Annotated in this window: 13 protein-coding genes and 1 pseudogene; 11 read left to right on the plus strand and 3 right to left on the minus strand. The window is 59.5% G+C overall.

Translation table 11 applies throughout. From position 1 onward, the window contains the following. Positions 1 to 23 precede the first annotated feature (23 nt). From lpxD to lpxB, 5 genes are read left to right on the plus strand one after another with little or no spacing between them, the layout of a single operon-like run. Entirely contained in the window at positions 24 to 1085 is a 1062-nt protein-coding gene (lpxD, locus tag AS026_RS34645) for a UDP-3-O-(3-hydroxymyristoyl)glucosamine N-acyltransferase (RefSeq protein ID WP_062375388.1), read from the plus strand. Beyond that, the gene (fabZ, locus tag AS026_RS34650) at positions 1078 to 1545 is read left to right on the plus strand and encodes a 3-hydroxyacyl-ACP dehydratase FabZ (RefSeq protein WP_018858817.1); all 468 of its coding nucleotides are present in this window, start codon (positions 1078 to 1080) and stop codon (positions 1543 to 1545) included. The genes lpxD and fabZ overlap by 8 nt, the downstream gene beginning before the upstream one ends. Next, positions 1542 to 2360: an acyl-ACP--UDP-N-acetylglucosamine O-acyltransferase gene (gene lpxA / locus AS026_RS34655; protein ID WP_025659033.1), complete on the plus strand. Its 819-nt coding sequence runs from the start codon at positions 1542 to 1544 to the stop codon at positions 2358 to 2360. Before fabZ ends, lpxA begins: the two co-directional genes overlap by 4 nt. A gap of 3 nt (positions 2361 to 2363) precedes the next feature. Then, the gene (locus AS026_RS34660) at positions 2364 to 3245 is read left to right on the plus strand and encodes an LpxI family protein (protein WP_062375391.1); all 882 of its coding nucleotides are present in this window, start codon (positions 2364 to 2366) and stop codon (positions 3243 to 3245) included. Beyond that, entirely contained in the window at positions 3242 to 4423 is a 1182-nt protein-coding gene (gene lpxB / locus AS026_RS34665) for a lipid-A-disaccharide synthase (protein WP_062375393.1), read from the plus strand. Before AS026_RS34660 ends, lpxB begins: the two co-directional genes overlap by 4 nt. 29 nt (positions 4424 to 4452) lie before the next feature. Here lpxB and gltA read toward each other — a convergent pair whose 3' ends face one another. Continuing rightward, on the minus strand, positions 4453 to 5742 hold the full coding sequence (gltA, locus tag AS026_RS34670) for a citrate synthase (protein ID WP_062375394.1): 1290 nt from the start codon (positions 5740 to 5742) through the stop codon (positions 4453 to 4455). A 292-nt stretch (positions 5743 to 6034) separates the two neighbouring features. On the opposite strand from gltA, the pseudogene AS026_RS34675 reads away from it, so the two are divergent. Continuing rightward, a pseudogene (locus tag AS026_RS34675) lies at positions 6035 to 8478 on the plus strand (ComEC/Rec2 family competence protein). On the opposite strand, the gene lexA reads toward AS026_RS34675, so the two are convergent. Then, on the minus strand, positions 8459 to 9175 hold the full coding sequence (gene lexA, locus AS026_RS34680) for a transcriptional repressor LexA (RefSeq protein ID WP_025659030.1): 717 nt from the start codon (positions 9173 to 9175) through the stop codon (positions 8459 to 8461). The pseudogene AS026_RS34675 and the gene lexA overlap by 20 nt on opposite strands. Positions 9176 to 9374: 199 nt before the next feature. On the opposite strand from lexA, the gene AS026_RS34685 reads away from it, so the two are divergent. Together AS026_RS34685 and kdsA are read left to right on the plus strand one after the other, a co-directional pair. Next, positions 9375 to 10259, plus strand: coding sequence for a VOC family protein (locus AS026_RS34685; RefSeq protein WP_025659029.1), 885 nt, complete (start codon positions 9375 to 9377; stop codon positions 10257 to 10259). Next, on the plus strand, positions 10256 to 11101 hold the full coding sequence (gene kdsA, locus AS026_RS34690) for a 3-deoxy-8-phosphooctulonate synthase (RefSeq protein ID WP_062375396.1): 846 nt from the start codon (positions 10256 to 10258) through the stop codon (positions 11099 to 11101). The genes AS026_RS34685 and kdsA overlap by 4 nt, the downstream gene beginning before the upstream one ends. 20 nt (positions 11102 to 11121) lie before the next feature. Here the strand turns inward: kdsA and AS026_RS34695 are convergent, their stop codons facing one another. Further along, positions 11122 to 12966: a methyl-accepting chemotaxis protein gene (locus AS026_RS34695; protein ID WP_062375398.1), complete on the minus strand. Its 1845-nt coding sequence runs from the start codon at positions 12964 to 12966 to the stop codon at positions 11122 to 11124. 415 nt (positions 12967 to 13381) lie between these two features. On the opposite strand from AS026_RS34695, the gene eno reads away from it, so the two are divergent. The 3 genes from eno to pdhA all read left to right on the plus strand — a co-directional run bounded on the left by eno (position 13382) and on the right by pdhA (position 16311). Further along, on the plus strand, positions 13382 to 14656 hold the full coding sequence (eno, locus tag AS026_RS34700) for a phosphopyruvate hydratase (RefSeq protein ID WP_025659026.1): 1275 nt from the start codon (positions 13382 to 13384) through the stop codon (positions 14654 to 14656). A gap of 141 nt (positions 14657 to 14797) precedes the next feature. After that, positions 14798 to 15118, plus strand: a complete 321-nt coding sequence (locus AS026_RS34705; protein WP_007532419.1) for an FtsB family cell division protein — start codon at positions 14798 to 14800, stop codon at positions 15116 to 15118. 146 nt (positions 15119 to 15264) lie between these two features. Then, on the plus strand, positions 15265 to 16311 hold the full coding sequence (gene pdhA / locus AS026_RS34710; protein ID WP_018858807.1) for a pyruvate dehydrogenase (acetyl-transferring) E1 component subunit alpha: 1047 nt from the start codon (positions 15265 to 15267) through the stop codon (positions 16309 to 16311). The last annotated feature ends 3 nt before the right edge of the window (positions 16312 to 16314 follow it).

Genomic DNA, 16314 nt, shown 5'->3' on the forward strand with positions numbered 1-16314 from the left:
AATTCCGTTCTGGAGATTTGCCGATGGAGCAAAATAGCTTTTTTCTGCCCCATGATGGCGTGAAACTCTCGGAGTTGGCGCAGTATCTTGGGGCAGAGCTTGCTGACCCCAAAAATGCAGATGTCGTGATCCGTTCCGTTTCCCCCGTAAGTCGGGCGAAGGCGGGCGATCTCTGTTACATCATCTCGAAGCGGAGCAAGGACGAGCTTGCGACATGCGCAGCGTCTGCAGTGCTTTGCAGCGCGGGGCTGCGCTCGCTGGTGCCGGATCATCTGCCTGTTCTGATTTCGAAGAATGCCCATGCGGCCTTTGCGATGGCGGGTGGATTCCTCTACCCGAAGGCGCTGCGGCCAGAAGCCCTTTTTTCCGAAGCCCCTGGTATTTCGGATCGCGCGGTTGTTGATCCTACGGCCCGTCTCGAAGGGAAGGTTTCGATCGAGCCGATGGCGGTGGTCGGTGCGCACGCTGAAATCGGCGAGGGTACACATATTGGCGCCGGCGCTATCATTGGGCCCAACGTCAAGATCGGCCGCAATTGCACGATCGCGGCTGGCGCAAGCGTGCTCTGCGCCCTCATTGGCAACAGCGTCATCATTCACAATGGTGCACGGATCGGCCAGGATGGTTTCGGCTACGCTCCGGGTCCACGCGGGATGATCAAGATCGTTCAGATCGGCCGGGTGATCATCCAGGATCATGTCGAGATTGGCGCGAATACAACGATTGATCGTGGTACGATGGATGATACGGTCGTCGGCGAGGGCACGAAGATCGACAATCAGGTCCAGATCGGCCACAACGTCCGCATCGGGCGTCACTGTGCCATCGTTTCGCAGGTCGGCATTGCCGGCAGCACGGTGCTTGGCGACGGCGTGCAGATCGGCGGTCAGGCAGGACTGAACGGACATATCAAGATTGGCGACGGGGTGCAGATCGCTGCAAAGAGCGGCGTGATCGGAGACATCCCCGCTGGTGAGCGCTACGGCGGTGTGCCGGCCCGCCCCATCAACGATTTTCTACGGGAGACGGCCGCGATTTTGGCGCGATCAACCGGCGGCAAGAAAACGGGAGAAAAGAATGACTGAGGAAGCAAAGACTTCGCTCTCTTCGGCAGATATCATCGAGATCATGAAGCTGCTGCCACACCGGTATCCGTTCTTGCTCGTAGACCGGATTATCGAGATCGATGGCGACGAATCCGCGGTCGGTATCAAGAACGTGACTGCAAACGAACCGCATTTCACCGGTCACTTTCCGGAATCGCCAATTATGCCGGGAGTTCTGCTCATCGAGGGGATGGCGCAGACGGCCGGCGCGATCTGCGCCAAGAAGCAGGGCGAAACCGGCAATCTCGTCTACTTCATGACGATCGATAACGCGCGTTTCCGCAAGCCGGTCGTTCCCGGCGATCGCGTCGAATACCACGTGAAGAAACAGAAACAGCGCGGTAATATCTGGAAGTTCCATTGCGATGCTAAGGTTGATGGAGCGCTCGTCGCCGAAGCCGACATCGGGGCGATGATCGTTCGCAAGGATCAGGCATGAGCACGATAGCAGCCAGCGCCAGCATTCACGCCATGGCGGTCGTCGAAGATGGCGCCGTGATTGGCGAGAACGTGAAGATCGGCCCTTTCTGCCATGTCGGGTCGAAGGTCGTGCTGGGTGATAACGTGGAGTTGCTGGCGCATTCGGTCGTATCCGGCAGGACGACGCTCGGTAAGGGGTGCCGCGTTTTCCCGATGGCCGTGATCGGCGGCGATCCGCAGAGCGTCCATCACGGCGGCGAAGAAACGACCTTGACGGTCGGCGACAACTGCACGTTCCGCGAGGGCGTCACGGTGAACACGGGTACCGCCGATTTTGGTGGCCAGACGATTGTCGGCGACAACAACCTTTTCCTGGCGAATTCGCATATCGCCCATGACTGCCGGGTAGGAAACAACGTCATCATGTCCAACAACGTGATGCTCGCCGGCCATGTGACGATTGAGGACCGTGTCATTCTTGGTGGTGGCTGTGCCGTGCACCAATTCACGCGTGTCGGTCGCCAGGCGTTCGTCGGCGGTCTCTCTGCGGTCAGCTATGACGTCATTCCCTATGGCATGCTGAACGGCAATCCGGGCCTTCTGAGTGGACTGAACGTCGTTGGCATGACTCGCGCCGGTGTTGACCGGGCGACGATTCATGCCGTGCGGCGCGCCTACAAGGCGATCTTCGAAGGCGCCGGTTCGATCCGTGCCAACGCCGCCGCGATCCGGGATGAATACGCCGATTGCGAGCAGGTCCTTCAGATCCTCGACTTCATCGCAGCCGATAGCGATCGCGCTCTTTCCTCTCCGACCAGGGGACAGAAAGGGTGATGCTTGGCTCTCGCGGGTGACATGGCAAAAGGCCGCTTGGCCATCATCGCAGGTAGCGGGCTTCTGCCGTCCTATGTCGCCACCGCGGCGCGGCAAGCAGGTGAAAATCCCTTTATTATCGCTCTGAAGGACGAGGCCGATCGCTCTTGGGAAGGCTTTGACCATGCGGTTATCGGGATCGGAGATTTTGCCGCTCTCAGTCGGATATTCGAAGGCAACGGCATCGACCGCGTCGTGATGTCTGGTGGTGTACGCCGGCGTCCGGAATGGCGCGAAGTGCGGCCGACGCTGAGGACCCTCGTGAAATTACCGTCGACAATCCGGACGCTGCTCGCTGGTGGCGACGATACCGTGTTGCGGATGGTCATCACGCTGATCGAAGAGAATGGGCGCCGGGTCGTCGGCGCGCACGAGATCGCACCGGATCTGCTGGCATCGGTCGGTCCGCTGGGCGCTGTGCGACCAAGCCCCGATGATGCGAAGGACATCGCGCGAGCCGCAGAAGCAGCGGATGCGCTCGGCAGGCTGGACGTCGGCCAAGGGTCGGTGTCGGTCGGCGGTCGCATTGTCGCGCTCGAAGGCGTGGAAGGCACGGACAGCATGCTGGGGCGTGTCACCGAGCTGCGGTCGGCGGGGCGAATTTCTCAGCGCCGCCGCGGCGTGCTGGTGAAACTGTGCAAACCGCAGCAGGATATCCGCGCGGACCTGCCATCGATCGGCATTTCGACGATCGAGAACGTGCAGAGAGCAGGACTTGCCGGAGTGGCTGTGGAGGCAGGCCGCTCGCTCATCCTGGAGCGCGACGCCGTCATCAAGGCTGCCGATGAAGCCGGTATCTTTGTATGCGGACTGGATAGGGGATTGTCATCCTGGGGGCTGGCGTGAGCGAAGCTTCACTGAGAGTTGCCATTGTTGTTGGAGAGGTTTCGGGCGACCTCCTGGGTGCCGACCTGATCGCCGCTCTGAAACGAAAGTTTCCTGGCGACGTGGAACTCATCGGCGTTGGCGGCGAGGGGCTGGAGGCGCAGGGTCTGCGCTCGCTTTTCGATTTCGCCGACCTTCAGGTCATGGGCATCACCCAGGTGCTTTCGAAGCTGCCGCGGCTCGTTCGGCGTATCGGTGAGACGGCGTCGGCCATCATCGCCGCAAAGCCTGATGTGCTTATTATCGTCGACAGTCCCGACTTCACGCACAGAGTCGCAAAGCGTGTTCGCACGGCGCTGCCCAGCTTGCCTGTCGTCAACTACGTTTGCCCCAGCGTATGGGCGTGGAAGGAATACCGGGCGCAGCGCATGCTCGCCTATGTCGACCATGTGCTCGCTGTGTTGCCATTCGAACCGGACGTGATGCGCAAGCTGGGCGGGCCGCCGACAACTTATGTCGGCCACCGCTTGACAGCCGATCCCAACCTGTTGGATGCACGACGCCAGCGCGCGCAGACGAAGCCGCGAAACCAGGCCGACCGCAAGACAGTCATGCTTCTGCCGGGTTCGCGCTCGTCGGAGATCGCCAAGCTGCTGCCACACTTTGGCGATGCCATTAGCGAGTTGGTAGCGCGCAACGGCGAGATGCGTTTCATCTTGCCGACGATGCCACGCCGTGAAGCCATGATCCGTGAGCTCGTCAAGGATTGGACGGCCAAGCCGGAGATCGTGACGGGAGCCGAGGCGAAGTGGCGAGCATTCACGGAGGCCGATGCCGCCATGGCTGCCTCCGGCACTGTCGTGCTTGAGCTGGCTTTGACGGGCGTTCCCTGTGTTTCGGCGTACAAGACGGACTGGATCATCAGGCTCATGACCAGCAAGATCAAAACGTGGAGTGCTGCGCTTCCGAACTTGATCGCCGATTACGCTGTTGTGCCCGAGTATATCAACGACGTGGTCCGAGGCGGCAGCTTCGCTCGCTGGATGGAGAAGCTTTCAGCGGATAGCCTGCCACGGCAGGCAATGATGCAGGGCTTCGACGTTCTCTGGCAGAGAATGCAGACCGAGAAGCCGCCGGGAGAACATGCGGCGGAGATTGTTCTCGACGTTCTCCAAAAGAAAAAGCCCGGTCATTTCTGACCGGGCTTTTTGCTGTCTGTGATCGCCAATTAGCGCTTGGAAACCGGCACGTAGTCGCGCTCCGGTTCGCCGACATAAAGCTGGCGCGGGCGACCGATACGCTGCTCCGGATCTTCGATCATCTCGTTCCACTGGGCAATCCAGCCGACCGTACGGGCCAGGGCAAACAGCACGGTGAACATGGTCGTGGGGAAGCCCAGGGCCTTCAGCGTGATGCCGGAGTAGAAGTCGATGTTCGGATAGAGCTTCTTCTCGATGAAGTATTCATCGGTCAGGGCGATGCGCTCGAGTTCCATCGCAACTTCGAGCAACGGATCGTCCTTGACGCCGAGTTCGCCGAGAACCTCATGCGTCGTCTTCTGCATGATCTTTGCGCGCGGATCGTAGTTCTTGTAGACGCGGTGACCGAAGCCCATCAGGCGGAACGGATCGTGCTTGTCCTTGGCGCGGGCGATGTATTCCGGAATGCGGTCAACAGTGCCGATCTCAGTCAGCATGTTCAGCGCTGCCTCGTTGGCGCCGCCGTGTGCCGGGCCCCAGAGGCATGCAATGCCGGCTGCGATGCAGGCAAACGGGTTTGCACCCGACGAGCCGGCGAGGCGGACGGTCGAGGTCGACGCGTTCTGCTCGTGGTCGGCGTGCAGGATGAAGATGCGGTCCATGGCGCGGGCCAGAACCGGATTGACCACATATTCCTCGCAAGGAACTGCAAAGCACATGCGCAGGAAGTTCGACGCGTAGTCGAGATCGTTCTTCGGGTAAACGAAGGGCTGGCCGATGTGATACTTGTAGGCCATGGCGGCCAGCGTTGGCATCTTGGCGATCATACGCAGGCTTGCGACCATGCGCTGATGCGGATCGGTGATGTCGGTGGAGTCGTGGTAGAACGCCGACAGCGCGCCGACGCAACCGCACATGACAGCCATCGGATGTGCATCGCGGCGGAAGCCCGTGAAGAACCGGCTCATCTGCTCATGCACCATCGTGTGATGCGTCACGCGATAGTCGAAGTCCTTCTTCTGGGCTGCGGTCGGCAGTTCTCCGTAGAGAAGCAGATAGCAGACTTCGAGGAAGTCGCCGTGCTCGGCGAGCTGCTCGATCGGATAGCCGCGATGCAGCAGTACGCCGGCGTCACCGTCGATATAGGTGATTTTCGATTCACAGGACGCGGTCGAGGTGAAACCAGGATCGTACGTGAAGGAAGCCGTGTTCTTGTACAGGGCGCCGATATCGATGACGTCAGGACCGATCGTGCCGCTCTTGACGGCGAGATCGACTGATTTGTCACCGATTTTCAGTGTTGCGCTTTGTTCCGTCATTATGATCCTCCAAACTGGCGGTTGGCGCCATAAAAGCGCCATAGGGTTAAGCGTCGTCGATGATTGCTATATGATCGCGCGCCTAATGCCAAGTTACCGTGACGCCATTTTGTGCATCGCAGTATCAACTTTTGGGCACTTCTGCGATGACCCCTGCGCATAGCAGAAGCTGATGATTATCCTTAGCTTTTCCGGCTTCCGATTTTCCTTCAGATTTCAATCGATTATTCTTGCGTGGAAGCCCGTGAGCTTTCATTCTGGTTGTAGGGGCGGCTGTTTTTGGGCGCAATGCATGCCGGGGTTGAGGCCATTGGAGGTGAGGGAAGCAACACCCGGCGCGGACGCGTTTGGGCGCGCGGCACAGCCTTCTTTCCTCGTGCCACGAGTTCCTGCGGAACCACCGCTAACTTTCCGGACGCAATCCTTCGTGCCGTGGCCGACACGGATAAGGACTGCGTCGGATCGTTGTACCGTGTGGCTTCGGCTCGCCGTGGCAACGGAGATAGAGCATGGGGGGTTCTTCCTGGTTTCGCCCGTCTTCGCTGGGGCGGGCGCGATCCTCTGGTTCGTGCTTGGAAGTGCCCAGGCCGAGCTCCGGATGGTGGCGTGGTTCGCGGCATTCGCCGTTGTCGCGCTGATGGCGGGCCCGGGGCGCAGGCTCATTCGAAATCTCGCATTGGCGGGCTTGCTCTGCGTAACGGGGATGTTCGCGGCCCAGTTCGAGACGTGGAGCAAGGCGACCATCATATTGGACAGCGGTGACGACGACGATCATCGGCCGTGTCGAGCGCCGGGAAGGAGATGGCCGTGGCCGGTGGCGTTACATCGTCTCCGTCTCATCGACGCAATCGCCCGAGATAAAGCGGCCACCTGAGCGCGTTTCCATGGTCGCGCGAGGGCAGGCGGAACCTTTCGCCATCGGTGAGTGGGTGACGGGCCGGGCGCGATTGACGCCGCCGGCTGGGCCAGCACTGCCCGGGCTCAATGATTTTGCCTTCAGCGCCTATTTCGATGGCATCGGCCCGAATGGCTTCTTCTATGGCGCGCCAAGCGCTTCATCGCCTGTAACCACCGATCAGCGGTCCGTTTGGGACAGCGCTGTGAACTGGTTGGACGTGCTTCGAAGCGGAATAGGGGACCGTATCCGCGAAATCCTGCAGGGCGACACCGGCGCCTTCGCCGCTCCTCTTGTCACCGATGAGCGACGTGCAATCTCGCAGGAATCGACCGAGGCTCTGCGGCAGGCGGGGCTGGCTCATATCGTGGCAATCTCCGGCCTCAACATGGCGCTGTCTGCCGGCATCTTCTTCGTCGGCCTGCGCCAGTTGCTGAGCCTGTTTCCATCGTGCAGGCATACCCGACCAAGAAGATTGCCGCTGCCGGAGCGCTCGTGGCGCTGACGACCTACTACATGATCTCGGGCTTCGCGGTATCGGCGGAGCGTGCATTCATCATGATGGCGATCATGCTCGCCGCGGTGTTCTTCGATCGCCCGTCGATAAGCTTGCGCGACATTGCCTTGTCCGCGTGGGTGATCCTACTCCTGTCACCATCCGAGGCCCTGGGCCCGAGCTTCCAGATGTCGTTTGCGGCGACGCTTGCCCTCGTCCCGGGTTACGCGATCTGGTCAAGAAGGCCGCCGCGCGAACATCCCTTGCTGCAGGTCGCCGCAGTAAAGCCCGTCGTTTTCATCATACGCTTCTTTGGTGGCATCCTGCTGACCTCGATGATCGGCGGCTTCTCGACCGCGCTTTTCGCCGTCGAGCACTTCCACCGGCTCAGCGCTTATGGTCTGCCGGCAAATCTCATGGCCATGCCGGTGATCTCTTTCGTGGTGATGCCGATGGGCATGTTCGCTATGCTGCTGACACCTTTTGGCCTCGACGTCATTCCGTGGAAAATTGCCGGTTTCGGGCTCGGCATCGTGATCGCCATTGCCCAGATGGTCTCGGCCTGGGGCGGCAATATCGATATCGGCAGATTGCCGGGTTGGTATTTTCCTGTGGCGGTTGCAGGGTTCCTCTTACTTGCCATTCTGCGCACCAAGATCCGCTACCTCGGCGCTGGCATTGCGGCGCTGGCAACAGTGCTTGTTGCGGTTGCGCCGAGCGAACTGCCGCCCGACATCGTCATTGCCGAAGACGGCAATCTCGTCGCGATTGTGAGAGGACAAGTCCTTGCACCGAACCGGCCGCATCCGCCTGACTTCATTTTCGACCAATGGCGAAGGGCGCTCGCCGCGGAGCTAGATCAACCACCGCAATTGTTGGAGGGTGTCAACGCTATCAGGCGGCGGGACAGTCAAGGCAGATCGGAAAGGTTATCTGCCGTGGAATTGCGCAATGCCCGCGATGCGTTACGTCAGGCTGCGACGAGCGCTGAGAACCGATTTGTATGCCTGAAAGGCGCCTGGTGCACAGCCACGCACGATAACGGCTACGTCGTGACGATCGTCGAAAATCCCGATTACTTCGGCGCTGCCGGCGATACGGCCGATATCGTCGTGACACCCGCTCGCCTCCGCACGACGGGGTGCCGGTCAGGCGCACTTTTGTTCACCGGCGAAACCTTGCGTCGCTTTGGTGCCGCTGAGGTAAGGATCGACGATCAAGGTAGCCCGTCGTCACGGCGGCCTATACGAAGCTCGACCGCCCTTGGATCCGCCATCGGGCGTATAATTGGCGAAGCGGCACCTTTGACGGCGAGCCGCTTGCCTTCAATGATAGCGGCGAATGAGGCCGACAAGCTTGCCCTGGACCTTGACACGGTCAGGCCCGAAAATGCGCGTCTCGTAAGCCGGGTTCGCCGCCTCAAGTGCAATGGAGGCGCCTTTCCGGCGGAAGCGCTTGAGCGTCGCTTCCTCATCATCGACAAGCGCAACAACGATGTCGCCGGCATTGGCGGTGCTGCCGTTGCGGATGATTACCGTGTCGCCATCAAAGATGCCGGCCTCGATCATCGAGTCGCCCTTGACCTCAAGCGCATAGTGCTCGCCTGGGCCAAGCATGTCCGCGGGAACCGTGATGTCATGGGTATTGTTCTGAATTGCCGAAATCGGTACGCCGGCAGCAATCCGTCCCATGACCGGTACAGAGGCAGAACCGCCGTTGTCACCCTGCGGCGCTGGCTTCGGTGCCACAACTGGCTGTGGTTTGCCGAGGCTGCCTTCGATAACGCTCGGCGAAAAACCGCGGCGGGGCTGCAGGCTCGGGTTATATGCCTCGGGCAGTTTGATGACTTCCAGAGCGCGGGCTCGATTCGGCAGTCGGCGAATGAAGCCCCGTTCCTCCAGCGCGGTAATCAGGCGGTGGATGCCTGACTTCGACGCGAGGTCCAAGGCATCCTTCATTTCATCAAAAGAAGGGGGGACACCGGACTCCTTCATTCGCTCGTGAATGAAGAGAAGAAGCTCCTGTTGCTTGCGCGTCAGCATCGAAGTTGAACCCCAGAGTCGTGAAACAAAGCCAGAACAGACACTATATGTTCCATATGTGTTCCGCAAGTACCTAAATTTTCGTAAAACTTGCCTGCAACTTGGTGAGTTTTTGCGTCTCATTTGACCGAAAGCGTAGAAGGGGGTTGCATTGTCCTGTTGCCCGGCGCACATCTTCGCAAATTCCGGAGAAGTTGTCATGAGCGAAGCACATCCGCTGGACCACATCGTGCTGCCGGTTCCAAATATCAGGCTCTCACGCGAGCGTCTCGGAAAGCTGGGATTCACCGTCGCGCCCGACGCCCGGCACCCGTTTGGGACCGAGAATGCCTGCATATTCTTCGCCGACGAAACTTATCTGGAGCCTCTCGGGGTCGCTAATGCCGAACTGCATGAAGCTTCGGCGCAGAAAGGCAATGTCTTCACCGCGCGGGACCGTGCCTTTCGATTCCGATGTGGAGACGATGGCCTGTCTGCCGTGGTCTTTGCGACGGCGGATGCCGATCGCGACCATGCCCGATTTCTGTCCGAAAAGATCAATGGCGGCGAGATGCTGCAGTTCGAGCGGCCGATGAAGATGCCCGGTGGCTCGGAGGTGACGGCCGCATTCAAGCTCGCCTTTGCAGTTGACCTGCGCGCTCCCGATTTCTTTTTCTTCACATGCCAACGTGTCAACCCGCTGCCAGCCGACCGGAAAGCCCTGCAAGTGCATCCAAATGGGGTGGTTGGGATCGCAGAGATCGTGCTTGGGGCACCCGACCCCAAGGCGTTTGGACCATTCCTGCGCGCCGCCGCCCACAGCTTGGGAACGACCAATGAGGCCTTCGGTGTGAGTGTGACAACTCCGAATGCCAGAGTGAGTGTTCTCTCCCCGGATGGACTGGACGCCTACTTCGACATCCCTGCGCCTTCCGACGATCGCGGTCTGCGTGGTGTTGCCATCGTTTTCAAAGTCGGCGATCTCGCCGTGACAGAAGCGCAATTGGCTGCTAACGGGATGACCTATACGCGCAAGAACAATCGAATTCTGGTGAAGGCCGCGCCCGGACAGGGCGCTCTCTTCGCCTTCGAGGAGAAACGATGAGCCAGACAAATTCCGAAGTCGTGGTCGGCGAAGGCGCCGGCCGCGTCACCTTTTCGAATTCCGGCAAGCTGTCGCTGATTGCCGGGCCTTGTCAGATGGAGAGCCGCGAGCATGCCTTCATGGTCGCCGGTGTGCTGAAGGAACTCTGCGACAAGCTTGGTCTCGGCCTCGTCTACAAGTCCTCCTTTGACAAGGCGAACCGGACGTCGCTGTCAGCGCAGCGCGGTATCGGCCTCGAAACGGCGCTTGAAGTGTTCACCGATCTCAAGAAGGAATACGGCTTTCCTGTCCTGACCGACATTCATACCGAAGAGCAGTGTGCCGAGGTGGCCACTGTCGTCGACATCCTGCAGATCCCAGCTTTCCTCAGCCGTCAGACCGACCTGCTCGTTGCCGCCGCCAAGACCGGCCGCGTCATCAACGTCAAGAAGGGGCAGTTCCTCGCGCCCTGGGACATGAAGAACGTCCTCAACAAGCTGAATTCGAGCGGAAATCCGAACATCTTGCTTTGCGAACGCGGTGCTTCCTTCGGCTACAATACGCTGGTCTCCGACATGCGATCGCTGCCTATCATGGTGGCGATGGGCGCCCCCGTGGTCTTCGACGCCACGCATTCGGTCCAGCAGCCGGGCGGGCAGGGCGGTTCGAGCGGAGGGCAGCGCGAGTTCGTGGAGACGCTCGCGCGTGCGGCGGTCGCCGTCGGCGTCGCTGGCGTATTCGTGGAAACCCACGAAGATCCTGACAATGCGCCTTCGGATGGTCCCAACATGGTCTATCTGCGGGATATGCCGCGGCTTCTCGAAAAGCTGCTGGCCTTCGATGCGATTGCCAAGGCGGGATAAATGGATGGACGTGCTCGCCGTCAACCGGCGAGCGCCAACCTCGTCGTTGTGGAATATGCCGATCCTGCCGTCCTCTCCGTGCCTTCGAGAGCGAAGCGGGAGAGCAGGTGATTGAGGTGTAGCGCCTCGTTGCCAAGCTCGCGGCAGGCTGCGCTGGTTTCCTCCGCCATCGCGGCGTTTTGTTGGGTGACGCTGTCCATGGTGTTGACGGCGGCATTGACCTCGACGAGCGCGGTCGTCTGTTCAGAGGAAGAGCGCACGATCGCCTCGATCAGCGTCGTCACCTTCAGCACCTGCTGATCGATACTGTTCAAGGCTTCGCCGGTGCGGTTCACCAAGGCAACGCCGGTTGACACCTGACTGGACGAAGTCTCGACCAACTGCTTGATTTCCTTCGCCAGCTTGGCAGAGCGGCCGGCGAGGTCGCGCACTTCTTGCGCCACGACGGCAAAACCCTTTCCGGCCTCGCCTGCACGAGCGGCCTCAACACCAGCATTGAGCGCGAGCAAGTTGGTCTGGAAGGCGATCTCGTCGATGACGTTGATGATTTCGCCGATATGCACGGATGATGCTTCGATCTTCTCCATCGCAGCTACGGCCTCGTGTACGACAGTTGCCGAATAGCTGGCGCTTTCCTTCGTCACCGTCATCATCGCGTTTGCTTCATGGGCGCGTTCCGACGAGTTTTTGACCGTAACCGTGATCTGATCTAGCGCCGAGGCTGCCTGCTCCAGCGACGCGGCCTGATGTTCCGTTCGCCGGGCCAGATCGTCCGTGCTTGTTGCGATTTCGCTGGTGCCAGTCCTGACCGTAGTGGTTGCTGTCGCTATATCCCTCATTGTGCCGGAAAGCGTGCGGACGCTCGAATTGAACTGCTCGCGTAGCCTCTCGTAATCTGGCGCGAATGCTTCGTTGAGCTGGACGGTGAGGTCGCCGCGGGAAAGACGGTCCAGGCCGCGGCTTAGGCTCACGATGATGCGTTCGCGGCCGGCATCCTCATCAGCCTTGGAGGCGGCCAGCGCTGCATCGCGCTGGGCTTGGGCCAGGCGCTCCGCATCCTGGTGTTCGCGGATTTTGTTCCGTTCTTGCGCCGATTCGCGGAACACCGTGACGGCGCGTGCCATTTCGCCAATTTCATCGACACGGTGGCTGAAGGGGACTTCCTTGGAATAGTCGCCGCCCGCCAGGATCGCCATGTAGTCGCGCATCGCCGAAAGTGGCACGATGGCGCGCCGGCGGAAGGCGTAGAGGCCCCCAAGAAGCAGGCAAAGCGAGACCGCCGCAGATGCAATCGTGATCGCCGAGAGAATGCTTGTCTGTTCGGCCGCGTCTTTTTCAGCCTTTGCCAGGAAAGCGTTCGCCATATCAACGAGCTGGTTGACCGCCGTTTCGTGGATATGAAAATTTGTCGCAAGCTTCTCGAAGGCTGTCGGGATGACCGCAGAGTCGTGGTTAAGGATGGCGGGCGCGAGTTCGTCCTGCATCACCTTCCAGAACGTATCGCCTTTGATGAGGACGTCGTTCAGAAGCTTTTCCTTGAGGTCTGTGCTGAGCGCGGTTGCCTGCCAATACTTGCGGCGATCCTCATAGGCGGGCTTCAGGACATTCTGAATGCGGTCGATGTTCTTTCCGGCGACCTCCGGGCGCTGCACCGCCTCGAGTGCAAGCATGTAGGATTCAACGACATAGAGGGGCGGCGGCAGAATATCGGCAACGAGATCCTTGCCGTAGACGATTTGCCGGTACATCTCGCCGTTCACGCGTAGCTTATTGAAGGCGTAGTTTTGTATGCCGATCGAAGCAATGAGCCCGGCGGCGACGACCACCGCGAAGATGGCAAGGCCTCGTGCAATATTGAGTTTCATCCTATGCCCCGTAAATTGTAATAGTGAACGACGTCGTTTCTGAAACCATTGGAAATTTTCGAGCAGCAGCTACGGATCGTGGCAGGCGGCTTGGCCGCATAAGGAAGCGCATCATGCAATAACGCCTGCCGAAGAAGTTGTTATTTCCTTTCGGCCATTAACTATAAATGTGATTGGTTACTGGTCGATAAATTTGCAACCAGCTTGAAGATCAAAATTTATATTTCCAAAACTTCAGGTTTTGAAAGTTGATAAGCGTTGTCTCGAACCAACGGCCGGGGCGTGGCTTCAAAAGCCTGACATATTCACCCGTTAGGGCCGTGGCATGCCATCTGTCGTCAGTGTGGCATTGTAATTTGTGTGCCTTCGATTAAACAGGCTTCCAACGTTATCACCCACCGAGCAGGAAGAACCGATGACTGCAATTACCGACATTATCGCCCGCGAGATTCTCGACAGCCGTGGCAATCCGACTGTCGAAGTCGATGTCTATCTCGAAGACGGCAGCATGGGCCGTGCGGCGGTGCCGTCGGGCGCTTCCACCGGTGCTCACGAAGCTGTTGAAGTTCGCGATGGTGGCAATCGCTATCTCGGCAAGGGTGTTGAAAAGGCTGTCGAAGCCGCCAACACCGAAATCTTTGACGCGATCGGCGGCATTGATGCCGAAAACCAGATCCAGATCGACAACATCATGATCGAACTGGACGGCACGCCGAACAAGTCGCGCCTCGGCGCCAACGCCATCCTCGGCGTATCGCTCGCGGTTGCCAAGGCTGCTGCCCAGGCTGCCGGCCTGCCGCTCTACCGTTATGTCGGTGGCGCCAGCGCCCACCTGCTGCCGGTCCCGATGATGAACATCATCAACGGTGGCGCGCATGCCGATAACCCGATCGACTTCCAGGAGTTCATGATCCTGCCGGTCGGCGCCGATTCCATTCGCGAAGCCGTTCGCATGGGTTCGGAAGTTTTCCACGTCCTCAAGAAGGAACTGTCGGCTCAGGGCCACAACACCAACGTCGGCGACGAAGGCGGCTTCGCACCGGGCCTGAAGAGCGCCCCTGAAGCCCTCGACTTCATCATGAAGTCGATCGAGAAAGCCGGCTACAAGCCTGGAGACGATATCTGCCTTGGCCTCGATTGCGCCTCGACGGAATTCTTCAAGGATGGCAAGTACGTTCTCGAAGGCGAAGGCCGCACGCTGGAGCCGGGCGCCATGGCAGAATACCTCGCGCAGCTCGCGGGCCAGTATCCGATCGTCTCGATCGAAGACGGCATGGCCGAGGACGATTGGGACGGCTGGAAGGCGCTGACCGATCTCGCTGGCAAGAAGGTTCAACTGGTCGGCGATGATCTCTTCGTCACCAACTCGGCTCGCCTGCGCGACGGCATCAAGATGGGCGTCGCCAACTCGATCCTCATCAAGGTTAACCAGATCGGCTCGCTGACGGAAACGCTCGATGCCGTCAACACCGCGCACAAGGCAGCCTACACCGCCGTCATGTCGCACCGTTCGGGCGAAACCGAAGATTCGACGATTGCCGATCTGGCGGTTGCCACCAACTGCGGTCAGATTAAGACCGGCTCGCTGTCGCGCTCGGACCGCCTCGCCAAGTACAACCAGCTGATCCGCATCGAAGAAGGTCTTGGCCCGCAGGCCCGCTATGCCGGTCGCTCGATCATCCGCGGCTAATTGCGCCTGATTTCAACCACTTCGACCCGCGCCTTCGGAAGGCGCGGGTTTTTTCTTGCCCGATTTTTCATAGTCAACGGACAGTTAATCTCTGCCCGGTAGTCTTGAGCGCATCGAGGTAATGCGTTCGAGCGTGCGTTTATGTGGACAAAGCATCACAAGAAGAAAAAGATCGGTCGTTTCGTGGTTCCCGCGATGACGGTCGCGTTTCTCTCCTACTTCGGCTATCATTGCATTCATGGTGATTACGGTCTGCGGGCAACCGAGGGGTTCGAGCGCCAGCGGATAGCGCGCGAAAGGGAGTTGGCGGTTCTGAAAGGCAAGCGCGAGCATCTTGAAAAGCAGGTCGCGCTGCTGAGCGACGGTTCGATGGACAAGGACATGCTGGACGAGAAAGCGCGTCTTCAGCTTAATGTTTCTCGCGCCGATGAGATCGTCATATTCAATCACTATTCGAATTAACCGAAATTCAGTTAATCGATATAAAGCGTTATTTATCAGTGATTTACTGATGAATACGAGCCATGCATTTATGGCATTGCTGTGGCTAAATTTCTTCCCTATGGTGTGCGCCACCAAAGAACCGACAAACCCATAGGGAGGGTTGAATGGCGCCGCGAAAAACCGCGACCGTTTCCAGCCGTAAAACTAGCGCAAAGCCGGCAAACAAGGCCTCGAATGGTGGTCCTGTCGCTGATTTCACGCGCGACGAGGAGCTCAAGGCCTACCGCGAAATGCTGCTGATCCGCCGCTTCGAAGAGAAGGCCGGGCAGCTCTACGGCATGGGCTTCATTGGCGGCTTCTGTCACCTCTACATCGGTCAGGAAGCCGTCGTCGTCGGCATGCAGATGGCGCAGAAAGAAGGCGATCAGGTTATCACCGCCTATCGCGATCACGGCCATATGTTGGCGACCGGCATGAGCGCGCGTGGCGTCATGGCCGAACTGACCGGCCGCCGTAGCGGTTATTCGCGTGGCAAGGGCGGCTCGATGCACATGTTCTCGAAAGAGAAACATTTTTACGGCGGTCACGGCATCGTCGGCGCCCAGGTTTCGCTCGGAACGGGTCTCGCTTTCGCCAATCGCTACCGCGGCAATGACAGCGTTTCCGTCGCTTACTTCGGTGACGGTGCTGCGAACCAGGGCCAGGTCTACGAGAGCTTCAACATGGCTGCTCTCTGGAAGCTCCCGATCATCTACATCGTCGAAAACAACCGTTACGCCATGGGCACCTCGACTGCCCGCGCGACCGCGCAGTCGAACTACTCCCTGCGTGGCTCCGGCTTCGGCATCCCCGGCATCCAGGTCGATGGCATGGATGTCCGCGCCGTAAAGGCCGCAGCCGACGAAGCCCTCGAGCATTGCCGCTCCGGCAAGGGTCCGATCATCCTCGAGATGCTGACCTACCGCTATCGCGGTCACTCGATGTCCGACCCGGCGAAGTACCGCACGAAGGAAGAAGTGCAGAAGATGCGCTCCGAGCAGGATCCGATCGAGCAGGTGCGTGCGCGCCTCCTTGAGAAGGGTTGGGCCTCGGAAGACGATCTGAAGGCGATCGACAAGGATGTCCGCGATGTCGTTGCCGACAGCGCCGACTTCGCCCAGTCCGATCCGGAGCCGGATGCATCCGAGCTCTACACTGACATTCTGCTCTAATCG

Source organism: Rhizobium altiplani (assembly GCF_001542405.1).
Lineage (GTDB): Bacteria > Pseudomonadota > Alphaproteobacteria > Rhizobiales > Rhizobiaceae > Rhizobium > Rhizobium altiplani.